The 24,246-nt window shown below is 71.0% G+C and carries 21 protein-coding genes; 20 read left to right on the top strand and 1 reads right to left on the bottom strand.

The annotated features are described in order from the left end of the window. The 8 genes from G3I77_RS35680 to G3I77_RS35715 all read left to right on the top strand — a co-directional run bounded on the left by G3I77_RS35680 (position 1) and on the right by G3I77_RS35715 (position 10,119). A complete protein-coding gene (locus G3I77_RS35680) occupies positions 1 to 1,473 on the top strand; it encodes an FAD-binding oxidoreductase (protein ID WP_248510588.1) in 1,473 nt (490 codons plus the stop codon). Continuing rightward, entirely contained in the window at positions 1,466 to 2,827 is a 1,362-nt protein-coding gene (locus G3I77_RS35685; RefSeq protein ID WP_248510589.1) for an APC family permease, read from the top strand. The genes G3I77_RS35680 and G3I77_RS35685 overlap by 8 nt, the downstream gene beginning before the upstream one ends. Continuing rightward, positions 2,824 to 3,999: a pyridoxal phosphate-dependent aminotransferase gene (locus G3I77_RS35690; protein ID WP_248510591.1), complete on the top strand. Its 1,176-nt coding sequence runs from the start codon at positions 2,824 to 2,826 to the stop codon at positions 3,997 to 3,999. The genes G3I77_RS35685 and G3I77_RS35690 overlap by 4 nt, the downstream gene beginning before the upstream one ends. A gap of 10 nt (positions 4,000 to 4,009) precedes the next feature. Next, positions 4,010 to 4,741 carry an SDR family NAD(P)-dependent oxidoreductase gene (locus G3I77_RS35695; protein ID WP_248510593.1) on the top strand — a complete coding sequence of 244 codons (732 nt, stop codon included), beginning with the start codon at positions 4,010 to 4,012 and terminating at the stop codon, positions 4,739 to 4,741. A gap of 47 nt (positions 4,742 to 4,788) precedes the next feature. After that, entirely contained in the window at positions 4,789 to 6,288 is a 1,500-nt protein-coding gene (locus tag G3I77_RS35700; RefSeq protein WP_248510595.1) for a cystathionine beta-synthase, read from the top strand. A 26-nt stretch (positions 6,289 to 6,314) separates the two neighbouring features. After that, positions 6,315 to 7,250, top strand: coding sequence for a sulfate adenylyltransferase subunit CysD (gene cysD, locus G3I77_RS35705; protein ID WP_248510734.1), 936 nt, complete (start codon positions 6,315 to 6,317; stop codon positions 7,248 to 7,250). A gap of 2 nt (positions 7,251 to 7,252) precedes the next feature. Beyond that, the gene (locus G3I77_RS35710; protein WP_248510597.1) at positions 7,253 to 8,500 is read left to right on the top strand and encodes a sulfate adenylyltransferase subunit 1; all 1,248 of its coding nucleotides are present in this window, start codon (positions 7,253 to 7,255) and stop codon (positions 8,498 to 8,500) included. A gap of 329 nt (positions 8,501 to 8,829) precedes the next feature. Continuing rightward, a complete protein-coding gene (locus tag G3I77_RS35715) occupies positions 8,830 to 10,119 on the top strand; it encodes a cation:proton antiporter (RefSeq protein WP_248510606.1) in 1,290 nt (429 codons plus the stop codon). A 275-nt stretch (positions 10,120 to 10,394) separates the two neighbouring features. On the opposite strand, the gene G3I77_RS35720 is transcribed toward G3I77_RS35715, so the two are convergent. After that, entirely contained in the window at positions 10,395 to 11,591 is a 1,197-nt protein-coding gene (locus G3I77_RS35720; protein WP_248510608.1) for a pyridoxal phosphate-dependent aminotransferase, read from the bottom strand. A gap of 128 nt (positions 11,592 to 11,719) precedes the next feature. Between G3I77_RS35720 and G3I77_RS35725 the strand changes: the two genes are divergently transcribed. From G3I77_RS35725 to G3I77_RS35780, 12 genes are all read left to right on the top strand, one after another. Next, complete coding sequence (locus G3I77_RS35725; protein WP_248510610.1) at positions 11,720 to 11,992, top strand: hypothetical protein; 273 nt, start codon at positions 11,720 to 11,722, stop codon at positions 11,990 to 11,992. Positions 11,993 to 12,564: 572 nt separating this feature from the next. Continuing rightward, a complete protein-coding gene (locus G3I77_RS35730) occupies positions 12,565 to 13,092 on the top strand; it encodes a DUF2617 family protein (protein ID WP_248510611.1) in 528 nt (175 codons plus the stop codon). A gap of 134 nt (positions 13,093 to 13,226) precedes the next feature. Continuing rightward, entirely contained in the window at positions 13,227 to 14,882 is a 1,656-nt protein-coding gene (locus G3I77_RS35735; RefSeq protein ID WP_248510613.1) for a polyamine aminopropyltransferase, read from the top strand. 108 nt (positions 14,883 to 14,990) lie between these two features. Beyond that, positions 14,991 to 15,818, top strand: a complete 828-nt coding sequence (locus tag G3I77_RS35740) for an SRPBCC domain-containing protein (protein ID WP_248510615.1) — start codon at positions 14,991 to 14,993, stop codon at positions 15,816 to 15,818. A 381-nt stretch (positions 15,819 to 16,199) separates the two neighbouring features. Further along, complete coding sequence (locus G3I77_RS35745; protein ID WP_248510617.1) at positions 16,200 to 16,988, top strand: aldose 1-epimerase; 789 nt, start codon at positions 16,200 to 16,202, stop codon at positions 16,986 to 16,988. Between the two features lie 10 nt (positions 16,989 to 16,998). After that, complete coding sequence (gene pyrE / locus G3I77_RS35750) at positions 16,999 to 17,547, top strand: orotate phosphoribosyltransferase (RefSeq protein WP_086565157.1); 549 nt, start codon at positions 16,999 to 17,001, stop codon at positions 17,545 to 17,547. Between the two features lie 137 nt (positions 17,548 to 17,684). Beyond that, positions 17,685 to 18,707 carry a class II fructose-bisphosphate aldolase gene (gene fbaA, locus G3I77_RS35755; RefSeq protein ID WP_248510619.1) on the top strand — a complete coding sequence of 341 codons (1,023 nt, stop codon included), beginning with the start codon at positions 17,685 to 17,687 and terminating at the stop codon, positions 18,705 to 18,707. Between the two features lie 86 nt (positions 18,708 to 18,793). Further along, entirely contained in the window at positions 18,794 to 20,293 is a 1,500-nt protein-coding gene (locus G3I77_RS35760; RefSeq protein ID WP_248510621.1) for an MFS transporter, read from the top strand. A gap of 164 nt (positions 20,294 to 20,457) precedes the next feature. Beyond that, on the top strand, positions 20,458 to 20,871 hold the full coding sequence (locus tag G3I77_RS35765; protein WP_248510622.1) for a DUF3151 domain-containing protein: 414 nt from the start codon (positions 20,458 to 20,460) through the stop codon (positions 20,869 to 20,871). Between the two features lie 149 nt (positions 20,872 to 21,020). Then, a complete protein-coding gene (locus G3I77_RS35770; RefSeq protein WP_248510624.1) occupies positions 21,021 to 21,851 on the top strand; it encodes a tryptophan 2,3-dioxygenase family protein in 831 nt (276 codons plus the stop codon). Then, entirely contained in the window at positions 21,844 to 23,037 is a 1,194-nt protein-coding gene (gene kynU / locus G3I77_RS35775; RefSeq protein WP_248510626.1) for a kynureninase, read from the top strand. The genes G3I77_RS35770 and kynU overlap by 8 nt, the downstream gene beginning before the upstream one ends. A 188-nt stretch (positions 23,038 to 23,225) precedes the next feature. Continuing rightward, positions 23,226 to 24,089 (top strand): alpha/beta hydrolase, encoded by an 864-nt coding sequence (locus G3I77_RS35780; RefSeq protein ID WP_248510628.1) that lies wholly within the window; start codon positions 23,226 to 23,228, stop codon positions 24,087 to 24,089. Positions 24,090 to 24,246 lie beyond the last annotated feature (157 nt).

Below are 24,246 nucleotides of genomic sequence, written 5' to 3' on the forward strand. Positions count from 1 at the left end.
GTGCCCCCCTCCGTATCCACCACCGAACCGCAGCACACACGTGGAACCACCCCTGCCGCCGAGTCGCCCTCCGTCATCGATCACGCGCACGTGCTGGCCGAGATCGTCGGCGAGGAGCATGTTCTGATCGGCCCCGGCCTACCCGCCCGTTACACGCAGGACCTGTGGGGCAGTGACCGGGAGGGTGTGGCGAATCTCGTCGTGCGTCCGGGGAGCCCGCAGGAGGTCGCCCTCGTACTGCGGTACTGCCATGAGCACCGGCAGCCGCTGGTGGTTCAGGGAGGCATGACCGGACTCGTCTCCGGCGCAGTGCCCGGCGCGGACGAAGTGGTCCTGTCCACCGAGCGGCTCGACTCGATCGGCGAAGTGGACACCGCCGCCGGCACGGTCACCGCCCAGGCGGGCGTGACCCTCGCCGGACTCCAGGCCGAGGTGGACCGGCACGGTCTGGTCGTACCGATCGACCTCATCCCCAAGGAGTCCGCGACCATCGGCGGCTGTGTGGCCACCAACGCCGGCGGGGTCAAGGTCGTCGGATACGGCATGACCCGACAGCATGTCCGGTCGCTTCAAGTCGCTTGTGCAGACGGCACGTTGATGGACCTGTCGACGCCGCTCGTCAAGGACAACGCCGGCTACGACCTCAAGCAGCTGTTCATCGGCAGCGAGGGAACCCTCGGCGTGGTCACCTCCGCCACGTTGGCGCTGCGCCCGGCCGCTCCCGACCGACTGGGGGCCTTCTGCGCGGTCGCCGACATCCCGGCCGCCCTTCGACTGCTGGGGGCGGTCCGGACCGCGCTGCCCGGAGCGCTCACGGCGTTCGAGGTGATGTGGGCGGACGCGTACGCCGTCCTCGAAGGCACCGGGGTGCAATTACCGCTACCGCAAGGGCACCCGCTCTACATCCTCATCGAGTGTGAATCCACCCGGCCCGACGCCGACTTGACCGCGCTGCTCGGCTGCCTGGACGAGTTGTCCGATGTGCTGTTGGACTCGGCGGTGGCTGCGGACACGTCCGATCTGCGTGCGTTCTGGCAGGCACGTGGGCGGGTGCCGGCCGAGATCCTTCGCATGCAGCCACTGTTCGGATTCGACGTGAGCCTTCACGCTCGCGCCCTCAGCGCCTGCCTCGACGCGATGCGGGCCGAACTGCTCCCCAAGTGGCCGCAGGTGAAGCTCCTGGTCTTCGGTCATCTCGGTGACGACAACGTCCACATCGCCGTCGTCACCGGTGAGGCCACACGGGAGCGGAAGTCCGAGGTGGAGCACATCGTCTACCAGGCGGTCTCGTCCTATGGCGGCTCGATCTCCGCGGAGCACGGGATCGGTTTCGAGAAGCGGGATTTCCTCGGTTACACGCGCTCACCCCAGGAGATCGACATCATGCGGGCACTGAAGAAGACCTTCGACCCGCGTGGCGTCCTCAACCGCGGACGCGTACTGCCATGGCCTGGAGATGATACCGATGAGTGAGACACCCGCCGGACCCGAGAGTGACGAATCCGCCCCGCGCCGAGGACTGACCCGATGGCAGGCCGTGCCGCTGGCCATCGGCTCGATCGCCGGGTCCGGCATTCTCTTCCTGCCGTCGGCCACCTATGCCGAAGCGGGCGAGAACAGCCTGCTGGTCTGGGGCCTTTCCATCCTGCTCTGCCTGCCCATGCTGCTGATGTTCGACGACATGGTGCGCGCCAACCCGGACGGCCGAGGCATCGAGTCGTTCATCAGGATGGGGCTCGGCTCGCTCTTCGGCCGCAGCGTGCCCGTTCTGTTCATCGCTCTCGTCATCGTCGGACTGCCCTCAGGCGCCTTCGTCGCCGGTCGCTACGTAGCGCGCACCTTCGGCGGCGGCCTCGCGCTCACCAGCGTGATCGCAGCCGCCGTGCTGCTGGCCGCGCTCGCCACCAATCTGGCGGGTATCCGTACGAGCAGCCGCCTGCAGACCGTGGTCACCTGGGGCCTTGTCGCGATGGCCACCATCCTGCTGTGCTCCGCACTGCCCGCCACCGCTGGGCATCTGGACACCGTCACACCCGACAGAGGGCACCTCGGTGTGGTGCTGCCCAGCATGCTGCTGACGTTCTGGGCGTTCGCCGGATTCGAGAACCTGACCTTCCTCAGCCGAGAGTTCCGGCGACCCGCCCGCGACTTCCTCCCCGTGAGCGCCATCGCCCTGAGCGTGTACGGCGTCTTCACCATCCTGCTCACCGTCGCCATCGCCGTACGCATTCCGCGCGGCGACGTCGACGAGGTCACCGGGCTGCTGCAATTGGCCGAGACCATGGAGCCGGAAGCCCTCGTGGTGTGGGCCGTCACCGTCATCGCTTTCAGCGCCATGCTGCTCAACGCCGTCGCCTGGGTATGGGGCGTGTCGGGCCTGGTCTCGGACGCGGCACACAACGGAATGCTGCCGCGTCGCTTCGCCGCCGGCGACGGCGGCGGGGTGTCCCGCAAGACCGTGACTCTGCTCGTCGCCCTCTTCGCCGTCACCTTCACCGTGCTGGTGTGCTTCCCGGACCTGGTGGTCGACGCCACCGCCACCGCCAGCGCCATCTTCATGATTCTTTATGTGCTGGCCATCGTCTCGTACGTCCGTGTGCGCGGCCTCACCGTCCGTTCCGGGCTCAACCTGGTGCTCCTCGTGGTGATGGTGGTCAGCCTGGTCCAGGCCCGCTGGCAGTCCCTGTACGGCATCGTCGTGCTACTGGCCGCACTCGGTGTCCAACTGGTCCAACGCCGCCTGGGCCGCGGCGGCCCCCAGGCGGAGGAACCGGTCGCCGGGCGGGAGCGGCCCCCGTCGTCCGCCGAGAAGGAGAGCCGGGCATGACTCCCAAGACGCCGACGGCCGGCGCACCTCGCCAGGCTGACTCCGAGTCCGTGTTCGTCCGCATCCCAGCCGCTGCCGCCCGCCACGGAGCGATCAACCTGGCCCAAGGCGTCTTCGACCACGGTCCCGCTCCTTCACTGCTCGACGCACTGGGCTCCCTCGGTGCCGGGGTCGAGCACCAGTACGCACCCAGCGCCGGACACCCGGCACTCCGGGCGGCGCTCGCCGCCCACACCGAGCGGTACGCGGGAGTGTCGAGCGATCCGGACACGGAGATCACCGTGACCGCCGGGGCCACGGAGGCCCTGTACTGCGCGCTGTTCGCCCTGCTGGGCGCCGGCGACGAGGCGATCGTCATCGAGCCCGCGTACGAAAGCTACGCGCCGGTCATCGCGGCCACCGGAGCCGACGTCCGCCGGGTCCGCCCGAAGGGCCCCGACGCCCGGGTCGAGGCCGGGTTGTTGGAGGCGGCCATCACCTCGGCAACCCGCGTGATCGTCGTCAACTCGCCGTGGAATCCCCTGGGCAGAGCGTTCACCCCGGACGAGTGGCGGGCCGTCGCGGACGTGGCCGGGCGGTACGACCTCACCGTCGTGTCCGACGAGACGTACGAGCATCTCAACCTTGACGGGACGCCGCACCCGGGCATTCTCGGCCTCGTCACCGACCCCGAGCGTCGCGTCAAGGTCTCGTCGGTCTCCAAGACGCTCGCGGCCACCGGCTGGCGCGTCGGATGGGCGGTGACTGGGCCTGAACTGACGCGTCGGATCAGGGCAGTACACCAGTTCCTCACCTTCTGCCCGGCCACCCCGCTTCAGCTGGCCACGGCCAAGGTGCTGGGATCCTCGGCCTTCCCGCAGCTCGTCGCCGATCGGGCGGGGGAACTGGCCGGGGCAGTCGGTGAGTTCTGCGAACGGCTGACCGCGGCCGGTCTTGACGCCCCCGTGCCCGAGAGCGGCTTCTACGTCGTCTGTGACGTGCGTGAGGACGCCGAGACCTGGTGCGAACGGGCGATCACCGAAGGAGGTGTGGCGGCGCTGCCGCTCACCGCCTTCTACGCCGAACCGGACGACGCGGTCCGAACCCAGGTCCGGTTCGCCCTGTGCAAGCGCGACTCCACCTTGAAGGAAGCAGCCCGCCGGCTCGAACGCCACCTCAACCGAATCACCTGAAGGAGATGTGATGGGCACAGCCACCAGCCGGGTGGTTCTGGTCACCGGCGGCTATGGGGCATTGGGCGCCGCCATTGCCAAACGCGCCGAGCGGACCGGACTGACCGTCGTACGCACCGGCCGCCATGCTCAGGACGACGGCCTCACCCACGACGTACGTGATCCCAAGTCCTGGACCGCTGTCGTGGACGAGGTACTGCGACGCCACGGGCGGATCGACGCCTTGGTCAACGCGGCCGGGCAACTCGGCGGGGTGCCGCAGGACGTTCTGTCCGCCACTCCCGAGCAATGGCACGATCTCCTGGATACCCACGTAGTGGGTGCCTGGCTCGGCTGCGCGGAGATCATCAGGCGCCGCCCCGATCGCCTCGTCTCCCTCGTCAACGTCAGCTCCACAGCGGGGCAGTTGGCGACCCCCGGCATGGTCGCATACGGCGCGATGAAGGCCGCCGTGGAGCACCTCACCACCTCCGTCGCCCTGTACTGCGCCCGAGCCGGGCTGCCGATCCGGTGCAACGCGGTGGCCCCCGCCCTTGTCGACGGCGGGCTGCGTGACGACGTACTCGCCACCATCGGGTCGGACTCCGACCAGGCGCTTGCCGCCTATCTCGCGAGGGTGCCGCTGGGCCGCCTCGTCACCCCCGACGAGATCGCCGACACGACCTACCAACTCATCGCGTCCGGTGGCACCTCTCTCACCGGACAGGTCATCACCGTCAGTGGTGGCCTCGGCCTCGCCTGACCTCCCCTCCGGGCCTTCTGCCGTCCCGCTGATTCGAGGAGATACGTGTGGAGTACGTCAACGACGTCTGCGAACTGATCGGGAACACGCCCTTGGTGCGCCTGGGACCGGTGGCAGACGGGCTGAGCCCGCTCGTCCTGGCCAAGGTCGAGTACTTCAACCCCGGAGGCAGCTCCAAGGACCGCATCGCCCAGCGCATGATCGATGCGGCGGAGCGGTCCGGGCAGTTGCTGCCGGGCGGGACGATCGTGGAACCGACCTCCGGCAACACGGGAGTCGGCCTCGCCATCGTCGCTCAACGCCGCGGGTACCGCTGTATCTTCGTCTGTCCCGACAAGGTCAGCGAGAGCAAACGCGACACCTTGCGGGCCTACGGCGCAGATGTGGTGGTCTGCCCCACCGCGGTCCCGGCTGATCACCCCGACTCCTACTACAGCGTCTCGGACCGCCTCGCCCGGCAGATTCCCGGGGCTTGGAAGCCGGACCAGTACGCCAACCCGGAGAATCCCGCCAGCCACTACGCGACCACCGGCCCGGAGATCTGGCGCCAGACCGAGGGCAGGGTCACGCACTTCGTCGCCGGAGTCGGTACCGGCGGCACCATCACCGGCACCGGGCGCTACCTCAAGGAGGTGTCCGGCGGGCGGGTGCGTGTGATCGGCGCCGACCCCGACGGCTCGGTGTACTCGGGCGGTACCGGCCGCCCCTACCTTGTCGAGGGCGTGGGCGAGGACATATGGCCCGACGCGTACGACCCGGGTATCTGTGACGAGATCGTCAAGGTCAGCGACGACGAGGCGTTCCATCTCACCCGCAGGATGGCCCGTGAGGAAGGGCTCCTGGTAGGGGGCTCCTGTGGCCTTGCGGTCGCCGCTGCGCTGCGGGTGGCCCGGACATGCGGCCCCGACGACGTGATCGTCGTCCTGCTGCCGGACGGTGGGCGCGGCTACCTTTCGAAGATCTTCAACGACACGTGGATGGCCTCGCACGGGTTCATCACCGCACCGGAGAGCGGGATCGACGCAACCGAGCCGTTGCGCGTGATCACGATGCGGGACGTGCTGCGCGGCAAGGGGGCTTCCCTGCCGGAGATGGTGCACATCCATCCCGAGCAGTCCCTCGCCGAGGCGGCGAGCGTCCTACGCCGCTACGGCGTCTCGCAGATGCCCGTCGTCAACGCCGAACCGCCCGTCACTGCCGGTGAGGTCATCGGCTCCATCACCGAACGTGCCCTGCTGGAAGCGATGTTCACCGGCACGACGGATCCGAAGGAACCGGTGGGCGCGCACATGGCACCACCGCTCTCGTATGTGGGCGCGGGTTCGTCCTTGGCCGACGCGATCACTGCGCTGGGCACGGCGGACGGTGTGATGGTGCTCGACGCAGGCAAGCCCGTCGGCATCGTCACGCGACACGACCTCCTGGGGCACCTGTGCGACACCGACACGGAAGCAAATGCCGACGCGGGACCCGAAGCCGCGGGGCCGCCGGCGACCACCCCGGCTCCGACGGATCCGCAGGAGGCTCGACTGGAAAGGGTCGGCTAGTGGCAGACGCCCCCCTCACCGGGCTGATCGATGCGGAGCGTGCTGTCGACGCGTCCTTCGACCGGTCGTACGCGTTGACCCACGCGGATGCGCTGGAGTCCGAAGCCGTGCACATCTTCCGTGAGGTGGCAGGTGAGTTCGAGAACCCGGTGATCCTCTTCTCCGGCGGCAAAGACTCGATCGTCATGGTGCATCTGGCGCTGAAGGCGTTCGCCCCGGCGCCGGTGCCCTTCCCCCTGCTGCACGTGGATACCGGCCACAACTTCCCCGAAGTGCTGGCCCATCGGGACCGGCTGGTGGCGAGGTACGGGCTGCGACTGCAGGTGGCTTCCGTGCAGAACTACATCGACCAGGGTCTGCTGAAGGAGCGTCCGGACGGTACGCGTAACCCGCTACAGACCGTGCCGCTCACCGAGTCCATCCGGCAGCAGCGATTCGACGCGGTCTTCGGCGGCGGACGCCGCGACGAGGAGAAGGCCCGGGCCAAGGAGAGGGTGTTCAGCCTCCGGGACGAGTTCTCGCAGTGGGACCCGCGCCGACAGCGCCCGGAGCTGTGGCAGCTGTACAACGGCCGGCATTCGCCCGGCGAACACGTGCGGATCTTCCCTCTGTCGAACTGGACCGAACTGGATGTCTGGCAGTACATCGCCCGCGAGCGGATCGACCTGCCGGAGATCTACTACGCCCACCCGCGGGAGGTCTTCCAACGGAACGGGATGTGGCTGACCGCGGGTGAATGGGGCGGTCCCAAGGCCACCGAACCGGTCGAGACCCGCCTGGTCCGCTACCGCACGGTCGGTGACATGTCCTGTACGGGCGCGGTCGACTCCGATGCGACGACCCTCAGCCAGGTCATCGCCGAGATCACCGCCTCCCGGCTGACCGAACGCGGTGCCACCCGTGCCGATGACAAGCTCTCCGAGGCCGCGATGGAAGACCGCAAGCGCGAAGGGTACTTCTGACCATGCCTGTGATCGACACACTGCGCTTTGCCACGGCAGGCTCCGTCGACGACGGCAAGTCCACCATGGTCGGGCGCCTCCTGCACGACTCCAAGTCAGTCCTCGCCGACCAGCTCGAAGCCGTTGAACGAGCCTCCGCCGTCCGTGGGCAGGGCGCCCCTGACCTCGCACTCCTGACCGACGGTCTGCGTGCCGAGCGAGAGCAGGGCATCACCATCGATGTCGCCTACCGCTACTTCGCCACACCTCGGCGTCGCTTCGTCCTCGCCGACACCCCCGGCCATGAGCAGTACACACGCAACATGGTCACCGGTGCCTCCACCGCCGAGCTGACGATCATCCTCGTCGACGCCCGCAACGGCGTGGTCGAACAGACTCGCCGTCATGCCGCCATAGCAGCCCTGCTGCGGGTTCCACACGTAGTGCTTGCCGTGAACAAGATGGATCTGGTCGGCTACCGGGAGCAGGAGTTCACGGGCATCCGCGCTGAGTTCACCGACTACGCCGAGAAGTTGGGCATCCCAGAGGTGACCACGATTCCGATCTCCGCCCTTGCGGGGGACAACGTAGTCACGCCCTCTGCCCATATGGACTGGTACGTCGGCCCCACCGTCCTCGAGCACCTGGAAACCGTCCCTGCCGACGTCCTCCCGGCACACGCGTCGCCCAGATTCCCGGTCCAGTACGTCATCCGGCACGACGGAACCTGGCACTACGCGGGCCAGTTGGCCGCCGGCAGACTCTCCGTGGGAGACCGCATCACCGTGCGCCCTTCAGGACGTACGAGCACGATCGAGGCGATCGACGTCCTCGGCAGGGACGTCACCGCGGTGTACGCGGGCGCCTCCTGCACCGTCCGCCTCACCGACGAACTCGGCATATCTCGCGGAGACATGATCACCAGCGGTCCGCGCTCTCCCGCGTGCACACACGAGGTGACAGCCACCGTCTGCCACCTCGCGGACACCCCGCTCACCATGGGGCAGCGGGTACTCGTCCGGCACACCACCCGAACCGTCAGAGGGATCATCGAGGACATCCCGTCGCGGCTCGCTCTGGCCGACCTGTCCCAGCAGCCGCGTCCCGAGCGGCTTGTGGCCAACGACATCGGCCGGATCCGCGTGCGCACCGCGGAGCCGCTCGCCATCGACGCATACGCGGACTCGCGGCGTACGGGCTCCTTCCTGCTCATCGACCCGATGGACGGGACGACTCTCACGGGTTGCATGGCGGACAGCGCAGGTGCCTGAGCGGCGAGGACTGCGGCATTTCATGTGGCATGTACTGCTGAACTTCGATCCGTACGCGGCTCTGTGGCCTTCCCGCGCTCCCGACAGGGACCGACCGGCGACGGCGGAGCGCGCACAGCGGGAGAAAGGGAAAACCGATGGAACTCCTGCCTGCCCCAAGCCCGACCGAGGCGAGTCCGAAGACATCCGCCCGGGAGCTTGAACCAGACCTACCGAGGGCGCGCGTCATCCGCTCGTCCACCGACTGCCCGAAATGCGGTGATCCTCGCACGCTGCAGGTCATGGACGCCGACCGAGAGGTACGGATCACCTGCGTAGGGTGCATATAGATGACGGGCCCTGTGCTCGGCGCGTTGGCCCTCATCGTCGCGGTCGGCTACGTCTGCGGTCGACTCGCCCAACGGGCGCGGCAACCCGTGGTCGTCGGCGAGATCGTGGCCGGCATCGCCCTCGGCCCCAGCCTCCTCGGCTTGTTCCCCGGCGACCTGCCGGGAAAGCTGGTGCCTGAAGCGATCCATCCCTATCTGCAGGTTCTCTCCCAACTCGGCCTGGTGCTCTTCATGTTCGGCGTGGGGTACCGGTTCGACGGCTCGCATCTGCGTGGGCACGGACGCCAGGTGACGGCGGTGTCCCTCGCTTCGATGGCGCTGCCGTTCGTTCTGGGCGCGGGACTGGCCTGGGCCGTGGCACCGTGGTTCGACCGTTCGCAGATGAAGACCGACGGAGTGCTGATACCCGCGCTCTTCCTGGGCGCCGCGATGTCCATCACCGCGTTCCCCGTACTGGCCCGAATCATCACGGAGCGAGGGCTGCAGAAGGAACGAATCGGGCACATGGCCGTCGCCTGCGCAGCCGTCCAGGACTTTCTCGCCTGGAGCGTCCTCGCCTTGGTGGTGGCCTTGGCGAACGGGAGTGGGGCGGGACCGCTGATCCGGATGGCTGTGTGGTCCGTGCTGCTGCTGGCCGGCCTGGTGTGGCTGGTCCGCCCCGCGCTGACCCGTCTCTTCGCACACGAGGGGCGGTGGTATTCGGGCAGCGCGCCGATCCACGCTGTCCTGATCGTCGGACTGCTGCTGAGTGCCTGGGCCACCGAGGCGATCGGGTTGCACGCGGTGTTCGGAGCGTTCGCCTTCGGCGCGGTCGTTCCCCGCCGTGTGGTCGACGCGCGAGCCCCGGAGATCCCCGAGCGTATCGAGCAGACGAGTCTGTTCCTGCTTCCGGTGTTCTTCGTGGTGACCGGGCTCTCGGTTGATCTCGGCGGGCTCGGCGGACAGGGGGTCGTCGTTCTCTTGGCGGTACTGGCGACTGCCTGCGTGGGCAAGTTCATCGGTGCGGCGGGCGCGGCACGTCTGACAGGCGCCACCAGGCGTGAAGCCGCCACACTCGGTGTACTGCTCAACGCCCGCGGTCTCACTGAACTGGTCATCCTCGACGTCGGGTTGGAACTCGGTGTGCTGGACGGCAGACTGTTCACCGCGATGGTCATGATGGCGCTGATCACCACCGTGATGACAGGACCGCTGTTGCATCGATCCCATCCGTCCGGTCGGGAGAATCCGCCGGACGACATGCAGCCTGGTGACGTGCTGGTCGAGTCTCGTTCACCGCGCCCAGGTTGATCGGCTGACGAACTGCTCGGGTCGAGCGCGCAGCACTGCTCGCAGGGCCGCCACGTGATCGGTGTCAATCTCCGGGTTGCGTAGAGACGTTGGTTATGCGGCCGGGCCTTCCTGATCGGTTCGGCCTCGCGCTTCCTGGGTGATCCGTTCGAACTCGACGGGCGGTTGCTCGTCGGGCCGCAGCACGCGGTATCCGGTGCCGCTGCGCTGGGAGTCGACCCGCTCACGCCGGTGACGGTCTGCCTCGGTCTCATTCGGGGCGAAGGGGTGTGAGCTCAGGACGACAGGCGTTGCAGGCGTTCGGCGGCCTCGTGGAGAATGTCGTCCTTCTTGCAGAAGGTGAAGCGGACCTGGCTGCGGCCGGCCTCGGGGTCGTCGTAGAAGACGGAGTTGGGGATGGCGACGACGCCGCAGCGTTCGGGCAGTGCGCGGCAGAAGGCGTAGGCGTCCTTCTCGCCGAGGGGGGTGATGTCGGTGGTGATGAAGTACGTGCCCTGGGGCTGGTAGACCTCGAACCCGGCTGCCCGCAGGCCGTCGCCGAGCAGGTCGCGCTTGCGGCGGAAGTCGCTGCGGAAGTTGTCGAAGTAAGAGTCCGGCAGCCGCAGAGCTTCGGCGATCGCGTACTGGAACGGGCCCGCCGAGACGTACGTCAGGTACTGCTTGGCCGAGCGCACCGCCGTGACCAGCTCCGGGGCTCCCGTCACCCAGCCGACCTTCCAACCGGTGAACGAAAATGTTTTTCCGCTACTTGAAATAGTGACGGTGCGCTCGCGCATCCCCGGGAACGTCGCCAGCGGCACGTGCTCGGCGTCGTCGAAGACCAGGTGTTCGTACACCTCGTCCGTCACCACCAGCAGGTCCCGCTCCACCGCCAGCTCGGCGATCGCGGCCAGCTCCTCGCGGGTGAGGACCGTGCCGGTCGGGTTGTGCGGGGTGTTGATCAGCAGCAGCCGGGTGCGCTCGGTGACGGCGTCGCGCAGCTCGTCGAGGTCGAGACGGAAGCGGCCCTCGTCCTCGTGCGCCCGCAGGGTGACCGGCACCCGGCGCCCGCCGGCCATCGCGATGCACGCCGCGTAGGAGTCGTAGTACGGCTCGAAGGCGATCACCTCGTCGCCGGGCTCCACCAGGGCCAGCAGGGCGGCGGCGATGGCCTCCGTGGCGCCGGCGGTCACCAGGACCTCCGTGTCGGGGTCGTAGGCCAGGCCGTAGCAACGCCGCTGGTGGGCGGTGATCGCGGTGCGCAGCTCGGGGACGCCGGGGCCCGGCGGGTACTGGTTGCCGCGGCCGTCCCGCAGGGCCCGCACGGCGGCCTCCCTGATCTCCTCGGGGCCGTCGGTGTCGGGGAAGCCCTGCCCGAGGTTGATGGCGCCGGTGCTCAGGGCCAGGGCGGACATCTCGGCGAAGATCGTCGTCCCGAACTCGGCGAGCCGGCGGTTCAGGAGGGGGCGCGCACTGGAGGTCATGCCGGTCATCCTGCGCCGAAGCTCTGGAGTTCCTCAACTCTGCTTTGGGTCGCTCGGGGGGCGGGCATCACCGCCTCACGCAAGAGCGAGGCGCCCACGGGGGGCCGCTTCGGGGGAAACGAAAGGAGGGTGACGCCATGGTCGTCGGCATCATCCTGGTGGTGGTCGGAGTCGTCCTGGTCGGGGCGCTGGTCTCCAAGGCCCGCGGGGGCGGTTCCAGCCGGACGGCGCGTCGCGGGGCGTGGGCGTCCAGCGGTTCGAGCGGCAGCAGTGGCAGCTGGTGGGCCGGCGGGGGAGACTCCGGCTCCTCCGGCGGCGGAGACCACGGGGGGCACTCCTGCGGCGGCGGCTCGTCCTGCGGAGGCGGAGGCGGAGGCGGTGGCGGTGGCTGCGGCGGCGGAGGCAGCTGACTGACGTCGGCCGTCCTCACGACGGGGAAGCCGCATCCACCGAACGCGGGGTCCGCACCTGGGGCGGGCCCCGCATCGTCGTGTGCGGAGTTCTCGGACGGACGACCCGTCGAATGTCCGTCGGGCGACTTCAGGTGGATCCTGGCAACGTTTCCTGTCTGTAGGGCACATCGCGCCGTGCCGCCCCGGGTTCGGGCGTGCCCCCGGCAACTGCGCTTGTCAAAGGGCAATTTCGACAGCCGGCCCACATCCCGGGCTCCCGGCCCTCCCGACTCCGGGCGTGAGCCACGGCGCACCGGCGCACGCCTCCCCGGCACCAGCGCACGCCGTAGTTGAACAGTTGAGCTGTGGAGCCCTCTGAGGGATGGAAACCCTCCGAACTTGGGTAAAAACGCTGTGGCGGCGCCACCGTTCATGATTCCCTCTAAGCCACCGACGCAGCCCTCCCCCGGACGTCCTGCGGACACCTTCCTGAAACCGGCCGACCGGGTTGCTTCGGGCCGACATCCCCCGGTGCGACCGGGGCGCAGCGGACCCTTCTCCCCCTCCATGTGCGCTTGCGGAGCCGATCCATGCTCACGACCCTGAACACCTCCTACACCGACACGCGCGCGGCCGATCTCGCGTGGGCCCTGGGGCGCGAGCCGCTTCCCGCACTGGCCGCGCTCGACCTCGAACTGGCGGACACCAAACTGCAGTTGCGGCTCCTCGGCGCGTCCCATCAGGTCCTGCTGGAGGACGAGCGGGGCATCTGCTCGGAGACGGTGGCCTGCATCGCGGGCAGCAGCACTCCGCTTCCGCTCGGCGTCGCCAAGCGGGTGGACGACTGGGAGTACGAGTTCGCGGCCCGGGTCGAGGTCCTCTCGCCCGGCTCCTTCGCGGGCCGCGCCGAGGAGTTGCTGGCCCTTGTCGCCGACCATCCGCACGGCCTCGTCGGCGTCTTCCCCGGCAGCCCGTACGCCTTCACGGCCCTGCTCGCCCAGCACCACGAGGGGCAGGTGCACTGGCGGACCTGGCACGCCTACCCGCAGGACGGGCAGTTGGTGGCGACCCGCACGAAGGTGGGTGTGCGGGTGCCGGCGGCGGTCTGCGTCAACTGAACCCGGCCTACTGCTGACCGGCCCGTCGAACCACATGCGGCGAACCGAATCTCGTACCGCTCTGCGGCCCTTGCAAACCAGCACCACCCGTGTGGGTGACGAAGCGCGGTCGAGGCGTGACGTAACGTCGCAGCGTGATCGAGCCGCACGCGCCCGCCCCGCCCGGTTGCCCGCCGCCCTGGAGCGCCCCGGGCGGCCCCGGCGCCCCGGCGCGACTGCCCGTCCGGCCCGCCACCGGACGGTTCCTGGTCCTCGCGGGCGTGTTCGTCTGCGCGGCCTGCGGACTCGTGTACGAACTGGAACTCGTCGCGTTCGCCTCGTACTTGATGGGCGACTCCGTCACACAGGCGTCCGTCGTGCTGTCCGTCATGGTCTTCGCGATGGGTATCGGCTCCCTCGCCGCGAAGCGGCTGCGCCCGCTGGCCGCGGCCGGCTTCGGTGCCGTCGAGGCCACCCTCGCGCTTGTCGGCGGGTGCAGCGCGATGGCCCTGTACGCCGTGTTCGCCTGGACCGGCGACTGGGGCGGGTGGTGGGCCGACGGGCCGCGCTGCCTGCTGGTCGCCTTCTCCCTCGCCACCGGACTGCTCATCGGAGCCGAGGTCCCGCTGCTCATGGAACTGATCCAGCGCATCCGGCGCCAGGACGCCGGCGGCGCGGTGGCCGACCTGTCCGCCGCCGACTACGTCGGCGCGCTCGTCGGCGGCCTCGCCTTCCCCTTCCTCCTGCTGCCGTTCCTCGGGCAGTTGACCGGCGCGCTGCTCACCGGCGCCGTCAACGCGGTCGTCGGCGGTGCGCTGGTACTCGGCCTCTTCCGCCGCGACCTGACCCGGCGTGCCCGGTGGCTGCTGCTGGCCGGCAACGCCCTCGTCCTCGCGATCCTCGCCACGGCCGCCCTCCACGTCGACGACTTCGAACGGGCCGCACGGCAGGCGGTGTACGGCGGGGACGTCCGCGTGGCGCTCCAGACCGGGATGCAGGAAGTCGTGCTCACCGGCGGTACGCACGGGCGGCCCCTCGACCTGTTCCTCGACGGTCGGCTGCGGGTCAGCGGACGCGACGAGCCGCGCTACCACGAGGCCCTCGTCCACCCCGCGATGAGTGGGCCGCACGCGCGTGTGCTGATCCTCGGCGGCGGGGACGGCCTCGCCGCCCGCGAGGTGCTGCGCCACCCCGGAGTGGACCGGGTCGACGTCGTCGAACTCGACGCGGAGGTGGTCCGGCTGGCCCGCACCGACCCGGCCCTGTCCGCGCTGAACCAGCACGCGTTCGGCGACCCGCGCGTGCGGGTGACGACCGAGGACGCCTTCGGCTGGCTGCGCGCAGCGACCCCGGCGACGTACGACGTGGTCGTCTCGGACCTGCCGGACCCGGGCCTCACGGCGAGCACGAAGCTGTATTCGCAGGAGTTCTACGGCCTCACGCGGCGCGTGCTGGCCCCCGGCGGCCGGCTCGTGGTGCACGCCGGACCGGTCGCGGACGGTCCCCGGGTGTACTGGACGGTCGAGGCGACGCTGCGCGCGGCCGGTCTCCGCACCGCCCCGTACGGCACGGGCAGCCGCCGCACCGGTGTCGCCGCCGGGCCCGACCGCACCCCCGCCGACCGCTCCCGGGCGCCCCGGGACTGGGGTTTCGTCCTGGCCGCCCGCACCGACCCGCGGCTGCGGCTCGACCCGGACGGTCCGCGGCCGAGCGTCCTCACACAGGCGTCCCTGGCCGCGGGGGAACGGGCGGCGCGCAGGACGCGGATCGCAGGGCTGCCGGCGTCGACGCTGGTGCACCCGCGGTACTGAAGGGCCGGTGCCGGGTGGGCCCGCAGGATACGCCTGGTGGGGGTGGATCGGGGGCGAATCCCTCAGGCGGGGGTGCGTTTCGGGCTGTGCTGGGTAGAGTCCGTCGACATGGAGCACGAGGTGTTCGTTCCGGTTCCGGCCGAGCGGCTCAGGGAGGTACTGGACGACCCCGCGCGGGTCGCCCGGGCCGTTCCCGGGCTCCAGCAGGACGCCGGCGCCGAGCCGGTCGCCGGGCGGCTGAAGATCCGGGTCGGCAGCCACTCCGTCACCTACCGGGGTGCCGTACGGGTGTCCCGGCGGGACGACGCGTACACCGTCGAGGGCGAGGCGGAGGAGTCGCGCGGCAGTGGCTCGGTCAAGCTCGCCCTGCGGATCGCCCTGCGCGAGGCGGAGGGCGGCTGCACGGTCGTGTACGACGGCACGGCGTCCGCGGACGGACGGATCAAGGACCTCCCGGCGGACGCGGTGGAGGGTGCCGTCACCCGGCTGCTGAACCGTTTCGCGGAGCACCTGGCGGCGGCACCGGCCGCGGCCGGCGAGGCGCCGCCGCCCCCGGCCGGGCCCGGCGAGGGCGCGGGGGGCGCGGCCGGGGAGAAGACCCCTGCCGACCCCGGTCTCACCGAGGAACCCCCGGCCCCCGAGCGTCCCTCCGCCTTCGGCGCCGACGTCCCGCCCTCCTCTCTCGGACCCGCGGATCCCGGACCGGCGGACGAGGAGGACGAGGAGGACATCGCCGAGGCGGCGCACGCGCGGCGGACCATGATCGGGCGCAGCGCCGAGGAGGTCGACCACGCGCCGCCGCGCGGCCGGTACGCCCCCGTACCCGCACCGCAGACCGTGACGCCCCCGGGCCCGTTGCGCTGGGCGGCCCCCGCGGCGGCGTTGGCGCTGGCGTCGGCGGTCGTGGCGGTCCGGGCCTTGCGCAGGCGCCGCTGAGCCCCACTCGCGTGCCGGGCGCGTCGCGGCCCCGCGCCGCAGACCGTGTTGTCCCCCCCCGGGGCCCGCTGCGCTGGGCGGCCGCGCTGGCGCTGGCGTCGGCGATCGTGGCGGTCCGGGCTCTGCGCAGACGCCGCTGAGCACACCCGCGTGCCGGGCGCGTCCCGTACCCGCACCGCAGACCGTGACGCCCCCGGGCCCGTTGCGCTGGGCGGCCCCCGCGGCGGCGTTGGCGCTGGCGTCGGCGGTCGTGGCGGCCCGGGCTCTGCGCAGACGCCGCTGAGCCGGTCGGCGGCCGGACGCGCCCGCGGCCCGAGGGGACATGGCCGAAGCGCCCCGCAACCGGTGAGGCCCTCTTGATCACGGCAGTAGGGTCGTCCCGTGAGTGACGAAGACATCACGCTGACCGCGGGTGACGCGGAGGTGACCGTGCAGCCGGGCAACGGCGGCCGGGTCGGAGGACTGCGGATCGGCGGGGTCGAACTGCTCCGCCAGGGCGAGCGGTTCGGGTGCTTCCCGATGGTGCCGTGGTGCGGCCGGATCCGGGACGGACGGTTCCTGGACGGCGCCGCGGTGCGGCAGATGCCCCTCAACGCCCCGCCCCACGCCATCCACGGCACCGTCCGCGAAGGCGCCTGGCGCGTCGCCCGCAGGAGCACGGACGAGGCCGTCCTCACGTACGAGCTCGTCGACCCCTGGCCCCACCCGGGCCTCGTCACCCAGATCGTCGCCCTCACCGAGGACGCGCTGACCCTGACCATGTCCGTCGAGACGTACGAGTCGTCCTTCCCGGCGCAGATCGGCTGGCACCCCTGGTTCAACCGGAACCTCGGCGGCGAGGACGTGACCCTCGACTTCGACCCCGCCTGGCAGGAGGAGCGCGGCGAGGACCACCTGCCCACCGGCAACCGCCTCGACCCGAAGCCCGGCCCCTGGGACGACTGCTTCGGCATGCCCGGCGGCGTCGAGGCGACCCTGACCTGGCCCGGTCAGCTGGAGCTGAAGGTGACCAGCCGCCAGGAGTGGGTCGTCGTCTACGACGAGCAGGAGGCGGCGGTGTGCGTGGAGCCGCAGACCGGCCCGCCCGACGGGCTCAACACCATGCCGCGCCTGGTCACGCCCCTGGAGCCGCTGGAGGCCGGGACGACCTGGAGCTGGCGCCGCCTCTAAGCTGGGCGCCATGACGGACACTCGTGGCGCGCTGCTGCAGCAGATCAAGGACAAGGCCGTGGTGCACGGCAAGGTGACCCTGTCGTCGGGTCTGGAAGCCGACTACTACGTCGACCTGCGGCGCATCACGCTCGACGGCGAGGCCGCCCCGCTGGTCGGCCAGGTGCTGCTGGACCTGACCGCCGAGCTGGAGTTCGACGCGGTCGGCGGGCTCACCATGGGCGCCGACCCGGTCGCCGCCGCCATGCTGCACGCGGCCGCCGCGCGCGGGAAGCGCCTGGACGCCTTCGTCGTGCGCAAGGCCGCCAAGGCGCACGGCCTGCAGCGCCGCGTCGAGGGCCCGGACATCGCGGGCCGCCGGGTGCTGGTCGTCGAGGACACCTCCACCACCGGCGGCTCCCCGCTCACCGCCGTCGAGGCCGTGCGCGAGGCCGGGGCCGAGGTCGTCGCCGTCGCGACCATCGTCGACCGGGCGACCGGCGCCGCCGAGAAGATCCAGGAGGGCGCCGGGGTGCCGTATCTCTTCGCCTTCTCGAAGGACGAGCTGGGCCTCGACTGACCAGGGCGTGGACGGTGGCCTGGACCTTCCGGCCAAGTCTGGAAAGATGGGGCCGACGATGACGTCGCACCCCAAGGTCTAGGTCAGGGCCGTTAGACACAGCAGTACGTCAACCCGCAGATACAAGGAGCGGACGCATGCCCATCGCAACTCCCGAGGTCTACAACGAGATGCTGGACCGGGCGAAGGCAGGAAAGTTCGCCTACCCGGCCATCAACGTGACCTCCACCCAGACCCTGCACGCGGCCCTGCGCGGTTTCGCTGAGGCGGAGAGCGACGGCATCGTCCAGATCTCCACGGGTGGCGCCGAGTTCCTGGGCGGTCAGTACAGCAAGGACATGGTGACCGGCGCGGTCGCCCTGGCTGAGTTCGCGCACATCGTCGCCGAGAAGTACCCGGTGAACATCGCGCTGCACACCGACCACTGCCCCAAGGACAAGCTCGACGGGTACGTCCGTCCGCTGCTGGCGCTCTCCCAGAAGCGCGTCGAGGCCGGTCTGAACCCGCTCTTCCAGTCGCACATGTGGGACGGCTCGGCCGAGACCCTCGCCGACAACCTCTCCATCGCGCAGGAGCTGCTGGAGCAGGCCCGCGCCGCGAAGATCATCCTCGAGGTGGAGATCACCCCGACCGGTGGCGAGGAGGACGGCGTCACCCACGAGATCAACGACTCCCTCTACACCACGGTCGACGACGCGCTCCGCACCGCCGAGGCCCTCGGCCTCGGTGAGAAGGGCCGCTACCTGCTCGCCGCGTCCTTCGGCAACGTGCACGGCGTGTACAAGCCGGGCAACGTCGTCCTGCGCCCCGAGCTGCTGAAGGAGCTGAACGAGGGCGTCGCCGCCAAGTACGGCAAGGGCTCCCCGTTCGACTTCGTCTTCCACGGCGGCTCCGGCTCCACGGAGGAGGAGATCCGCACCGCGCTGGAGAACGGCGTCGTGAAGATGAACATCGACACGGACACCCAGTACGCGTTCACGCGCCCGGTCGCGGACCACATGTTCCGCAACTACGACGGTGTCCTGAAGGTCGACGGCGAGGTCGGCAACAAGAAGACCTACGACCCGCGCACCTGGGGCAAGCTGGCCGAGGCCTCCATGTCCCAGCGCGTCGTCGAGGCCTGCGGCAACCTGCGCTCCACCGGCACGAAGATCAAGTAAGTCCGGTTCGCGCCGGTTCGCATCCGGTCCGCTCGCGTGGAGCCCGGCACCTCCTGAGGTGCCGGGCTCTTCCGTATGCTCCCTGCATGCCCGATGTCCGGTTGGCCTCCCCGCAGGGCAAATGGGTCCTGCTCACCACCGTCCTCGGCTCCAGCATGGCCATGCTGGACTCGACCGTCGTCAATGTCGCCCTGCCGCGCATCGGCCGCGACCTCGACGCGAACCTGTCCGCCCTGCAGTGGACGGTCAACGCGTACATGGTCACGCTCGCCGGGCTGATCCTGCTGGGCGGGGCGCTGGGGGACCGGTTCGGACGCCGGAGGGTGTTCGTCATCGGCGTGGTGTGGTTCGCGGTGGCGTCGCTGTTGTGCGGGATCGCGCCGAACTCGGGCGTGCTGATCGCCGCGCGGGCCCTGCAGGGGGTGGGCGGTGCGCTGCTGACCCCCGGGTCGCTGGCGCTGATCCAGGCCTCCTTCCATCCCGACGACCGGGGGCGGGCGGTGGGCCTGTGGTCCGGCTTCGGCGGGGTCGGGGCGGCGATCGGGCCGTTCGTCGGCGGCTGGCTGGTGGACGGGCCGGGCTGGCGGTGGGTGTTCCTGCTGAACGTGCCGCTGGCGCTGGTGTGCGTGCCGGTCGCCCTGCGGCACGTGCCCGAGTCGGGCGGGGACACCGCCCGCGCGAGCGAAGCCGGGAGCGGGGGACCGCGGGCGCACGGGCGGTTCGACGTGCTCGGGGCCGTGCTGGGGGCGCTGGCCCTCGCGCTGGTGACGTACGCGCTCATCGAGGCCGGTGGGGGCGGTGCGGTGGTGGTCTCGGCGGTGGCCGGGCTGGCCGCGGCCGTCGCGTTCGTGATCGTCGAGCGGCGCCGGCCCGATCCGATGATGCCGACGGACATCTTCGCGTCCCGGCAGTTCACGGCCGTCAACATCATCACGCTGTGCGTGTACGCGGCCCTCGGCGGGTTCTTCTTCCTCGCCGCGCTCCAGCTCCAGGTGGTCGTGGGCTACTCGGCCCTCGCCGCCGGTACGGCGCTGCTGCCCACGACCGTGCTGATGCTGCTGCTGTCGGCGCGGTCCGGGGAGCTGGCCGCCCGGATCGGGCCGCGGATCCCGCTGACGGTGGGGCCGCTGCTGTGCGCGGCCGGGATGCTGCTGATGCTGCGGGTCGGGCCGGGGGCGTCCTACCCGGCCGATGTGCTGCCGGCGCTGGTGGTGCTCGGGCTGGGCCTGGTCACGCTGGTGGCGCCGCTGACCGCGACGGTGCTCGGCTCGGTGAGCGTGGCGCGGGCCGGGCTGGCCAGCGGCATCAACAACGCGGCGGCCCGGGCGGCGGGGCTGATGGCGGTGGCGGCGCTGCCGCTGCTGACGGGGATGGGGGAGGAGGCGTACCGGGAGCCGGCCGCCTTCGACGCGGCGTTCGGGAAGGCGATGGGGTGGTGTGCGGGGGCGCTGGTGGTGGGGGCGGTGATCGCGGCCGCGGTGGTGCGCAGGCCGCCGCCGGACTGCAAGCGGCCGGAGTGCCTGCGGCACGGCGGTGTGATGGCGCCGCCGCTGGAGGGGGAGCCGGTGCGGAAGCGGGTGGGGTAGGGCGGTGTGCTGGTGCTGGGGGCACGTCCCGGGCCCTTGAACACGGGGAGAGGCACGGTCGCCCGCAGCCGAGCGGGACCGGTGTCCGCAGCCGAGTGGGACCGGTGCCCGCAGCTGAGTGGGACCGGTGCCCGCAGCCGAGCGGGATGGCGCAGACTTGGTACATGTCCATTCACGAAAACCTTCTCGGGGGCCCGCCCCCGACCCACCTCCCCGACGACCCCGGACCGCGGGACATGCTCGCGTCGGGCGCCGCGCCCGTCGACGTCGCCGGTGCTCACCCCACCTCCTCGCTCGCCTGGGCGCAGCTCGCCGACGAGGCGTTCGAGCGGGGCGCGGCCGTGGAGTCCTACGCGTACGCCCGCACGGGCTACCACCGCGGTCTGGACGCGCTGCGCCGCAGCGGCTGGAAGGGCCACGGCCCCGTGCCGTGGGAGCACGAGCCGAACCGCGGCTTCCTGCGAGCCCTGCACGCCCTCGCCCGCGCCGCGCAGGCGATCGGCGAGCAGGAGGAGTACGAGCGCTGCTCCCAGTTCCTGAAGGACTCCTCGCCGACGGCGGCGCAGGTCCTGGGCTGAGCACGGTCCGTGCACGCGAGGCCCGTCCGCGAAAGGCGGGCCTTGCGGTTTCGGGGGACGATTGCGGAAGATGCCCCTGGGGACCGGGGCCCCCGTGTCGGATTCGGCAGGGGCGGACCGCTACCCGGAGTTATACGCAGGAGACAGCGATGTCCCACGAGGCTCACGAGCCCGAGACCCCGCATCTCGACTTCCACGGCACGACGCCGTACGAGGACTACGTCAAAGCGGACGTGCTCACCCACCTCCAGCACACCCTCTCCGACGACCCCGGAGAGATGGTCTTCCTGGTGACGACCCAGGTGATGGAGCTGTGGTTCACCGTCATCGTCCACGAGTGGGAGACGGCGGCAGGCGCGCTCAGGGGTGACGACATCCCCACCGCCATCGCCGCGCTCAAGAGGTCCGTCCGCGAGCTGGAGGCGCTCAACCACTCCTGGAAGCCGCTCGCCCAGCTCACGCCGGCCCAGTTCAACTCGTACCGCAGCGCCCTCGGCGAGGGCTCCGGCTTCCAGTCGGCGATGTACCGGCGCATGGAGTTCCTGCTCGGCGACAAGTCCGCGTCGATGCTCGTCCCGCACCGGGGCGCGCCGCGCGTGCACGCCGAGCTGGAGAAGGCGCTGCACGAGCCGAGCCTGTACGACGAGGTCGTGCGGCTGCTCGCGCGGCGCGGCCACGACATCCCTCAGGCCGTGCTGCGGCGCGACGTCGCGCGGCGCTACGAGCCGTCGCCTCAGGTGGAGGCGGCCTGGACGGCCGTCTACTCGGGCGACGAGAGCGACGAGGTCGCCCGGCTGGGCGAGGCACTGAGCGATGTCGCCGAGCTGGTGTGGCGCTGGCGCAACGACCACCTGGTCGCCACCCGCCGCGCGATGGGCGCCAAGACCGGCACGGGCGGCTCCGCCGGGGTGGCCTGGCTGGAGAAGCGCGCGCAGAAGAACGTGTTCCCCGAGCTGTGGACGGCGCGGTCCTATGTCTGAGCCGGCGGAGCGCGCGCGGAAGCTGGACGCCGTCGACGAACTGGGCGGCAAGCGTGCCGAGTTCGTTCTTGACGACCTCGAAGAGGCGGTCTACCTCGACGGCAACTCGCTCGGCGCCCTGCCGGCCGCGGTCCCCGGGCGGATCGAGGACGTCGTGCGCCGCCAGTGGGGCGAGCTGCGCATCCGGTCCTGGGAGGAGAGCGGCTGGTGGACGGCGCCCGAGCGGATCGGTGACCGGATCGCCCCGCTGGTCGGGGCCGCACCCGGGCAGATCGTCGTGGGCGACTCCACGAGCGTCAACGTGTTCAAGGCACTCGTGGGTGCCGTACGGATGGCCGGGGAGGGCCGTGACGAGCTCCTCGTCGACGCGACGACCTTCCCCACCGACGGGTACATCGCCGAGTCCGCCGCACGCATGACCGGCTGCACCCTGCGGCCCGTGGCACCGGCGGACGTGCCGGGCGCGCTGGGCGACCGCACCGCCGCCGTCCTGCTCAACCACGTCGACTACCGCACCGGCCGGCTGCACGACCTGCCCGGACTGACGGCCGCCGTGCACGAGGCGGGCGCGGTCGCCGTCTGGGACCTGTGCCACAGCGCGGGTGCGCTGCCGGTCGGGCTGGACGAGCACGGCGTGGACCTCGCGGTCGGCTGCACCTACAAGTACCTGAACGGCGGGCCCGGTTCACCGGCGTACCTGTATGTGCGGCGGGAAGTGCAGGACCGCTTCGACTCGCCGCTGCCCGGCTGGAACTCGCACGCCGAGCCGTTCGGTATGCGCACCGGCTACGAACCGGCCTCCGGCGCTCTGCGCGGCCGGGTCGGCACCCCCGACATCCTCTCGATGCTCGCCCTGGAGGCGGCCCTTGAGGTCTGGGACGGGGTGTCGGTCGAGGCGGTGCGGGCCAAGTCCCTCGCGCTGACGGACTTCTTCCTGGAGTGCGTGGCGGCGTATGTGCCCGAGGGGCGGGTCGCGTGTGTGACGCCGGTGGCGCACGGGGAGCGGGGCAGCCAGATCGCCCTGCGCTGCGACGACGCCGCCGACGTGATGAAACGGCTGATCGCGCGGGGAGTGGTCGGTGACTTCCGGGCGCCGGACGTGCTGCGCTTCGGCTTCACACCGCTGTACGTCGGGTTCGCCGACGTGGAGCGGGCGGCTCGGGTGCTGGCGCAGACGCTGGCCTGAGCGGCGGGGCCGGGACGCCCCCCGCGGTGTCCCGGCCCCGCCGCCGCCCGAACGGCGGCCCCCGTCTGATCTTCACCGAGCGTGACATCCCCGTGTCCCCGCACGTCACGCGCCTGGTACCGTCCCGGCCAACGGCTGGAACCCTCAACTGGTCCGCCGCGTACGGTTCATCGCTGGAAGGTTGGAGCATGACGGACGACGTCGCAGCAGCACGGGCCGCTGCCGAGGAGAAGTCGGCCTTCTCCCACGCGCCCGTCGACCCCGACGCCACCGCGGCCTACGGCGACCACCCGGACCAGGTGATCGACTTCTTCGCGCCGCGCCGGGCGGGCGGCCCCGGGCCGGCCCCGGTCGTCGTCGTGCTGCACGGTGGTGCCTGGCGGGCGCCCTACGACCGGCGTCACATCAGCCCCTTCGCGGACTTCCTCGCCCGCCGCGGGTTCGCCGTGGCCAGTGCCGAGTACCGGCGCGGCGGCGGTGACGACTCCGTCGCGGGCCGCTGGCCCGACACCTTCGACGACATCGCCGCGGCGCTGGACGCCCTTCCGTCGCTGGTACGGGAGTTGCTGCCGCAGGCCGACCCGCGCCGTACGGTCCTCACCGGGCACTCGGCGGGCGGGCATCTCGCGCTGTGGGGTGCCGCCCGGCACGTCCTGCCGGCCGACTCGCCCTGGCGCGGCGGCAGCCCGGTGACACTGCGCGGCGTCGTCGCCCTCGCCCCGATCGCGGATCTCGCGATCGCCGACAAGCTGGACGTGTGCGGCGGTGCCGCGCGCCAACTCCTGGGCGGGGAAGACCACTTCGCGGAGCGACAGCCGTATGCGGACCCGGCGCTGCTGCTGCCCACCGGCATTGCCACGACCGTCGTCCAGGGCCGCACGGACCTCGACGTGCCGCAGGCGGTCGCCGAGTCGTACGCGGAGGCGGCGGCGAAGGCCGGGGAGATGGTGGGGGTGACGCTGCTGGAGGACGTGGGGCACTTCCCGCTCATCGACCCGGCGGCGGACGCGTGCGCGGTGGTGGTGGAGGAGATCACGCAACTGGCCTGGTGAGCCTCGCTCTTCGCTCTTCGAGGCTGTGATCCGCATGGCCGCAGACGGTTGCCGCACGCGTCGGCCCGGTCGTACCCGTAAGAGGGGGCCCCGGTCATACCCGTAGTACCTGAGAGCTACGCCGCAGGTGAGTTCCCGGGTGTGACGCGGACGAGGT

The sequence above is a fragment of the Streptomyces sp. D2-8 genome (genome assembly GCF_023184515.1).
In the GTDB taxonomy this organism is placed as follows: Bacteria; Actinomycetota; Actinomycetes; order Streptomycetales; family Streptomycetaceae; genus Streptomyces.

Bases quoted from the DNA above. Each gene is read 5' to 3' on its own strand.
- G3I77_RS35685 (WP_248510589.1), top strand. From the start codon at position 1,466: ATGAGTGAGACACCCGCCGGACCCGAGAGTGACGAATCCGCCCCGCGC.
- G3I77_RS35740 (WP_248510615.1), top strand. From the start codon at position 14,991: ATGGAGCACGAGGTGTTCGTTCCGGTTCCGGCCGAGCGGCTCAGGGAG.
- pyrE (WP_086565157.1), top strand. From the start codon at position 16,999: ATGACGGACACTCGTGGCGCGCTGCTGCAGCAGATCAAGGACAAGGCC.
- fbaA (WP_248510619.1), top strand. From the start codon at position 17,685: ATGCCCATCGCAACTCCCGAGGTCTACAACGAGATGCTGGACCGGGCG.
- G3I77_RS35715 (WP_248510606.1), top strand. From the start codon at position 8,830: ATGACGGGCCCTGTGCTCGGCGCGTTGGCCCTCATCGTCGCGGTCGGC.
- G3I77_RS35760 (WP_248510621.1), top strand. From the start codon at position 18,794: ATGCCCGATGTCCGGTTGGCCTCCCCGCAGGGCAAATGGGTCCTGCTC.
- G3I77_RS35725 (WP_248510610.1), top strand. From the start codon at position 11,720: ATGGTCGTCGGCATCATCCTGGTGGTGGTCGGAGTCGTCCTGGTCGGG.
- G3I77_RS35695 (WP_248510593.1), top strand. From the start codon at position 4,010: ATGGGCACAGCCACCAGCCGGGTGGTTCTGGTCACCGGCGGCTATGGG.
- G3I77_RS35720 (WP_248510608.1), bottom strand. From the start codon at position 11,591: ATGACCGGCATGACCTCCAGTGCGCGCCCCCTCCTGAACCGCCGGCTC.
- G3I77_RS35780 (WP_248510628.1), top strand. From the start codon at position 23,226: ATGACGGACGACGTCGCAGCAGCACGGGCCGCTGCCGAGGAGAAGTCG.
- G3I77_RS35730 (WP_248510611.1), top strand. From the start codon at position 12,565: ATGCTCACGACCCTGAACACCTCCTACACCGACACGCGCGCGGCCGAT.
- G3I77_RS35690 (WP_248510591.1), top strand. From the start codon at position 2,824: ATGACTCCCAAGACGCCGACGGCCGGCGCACCTCGCCAGGCTGACTCC.
- G3I77_RS35710 (WP_248510597.1), top strand. From the start codon at position 7,253: ATGCCTGTGATCGACACACTGCGCTTTGCCACGGCAGGCTCCGTCGAC.
- kynU (WP_248510626.1), top strand. From the start codon at position 21,844: ATGTCTGAGCCGGCGGAGCGCGCGCGGAAGCTGGACGCCGTCGACGAA.
- G3I77_RS35770 (WP_248510624.1), top strand. From the start codon at position 21,021: ATGTCCCACGAGGCTCACGAGCCCGAGACCCCGCATCTCGACTTCCAC.
- G3I77_RS35765 (WP_248510622.1), top strand. From the start codon at position 20,458: ATGTCCATTCACGAAAACCTTCTCGGGGGCCCGCCCCCGACCCACCTC.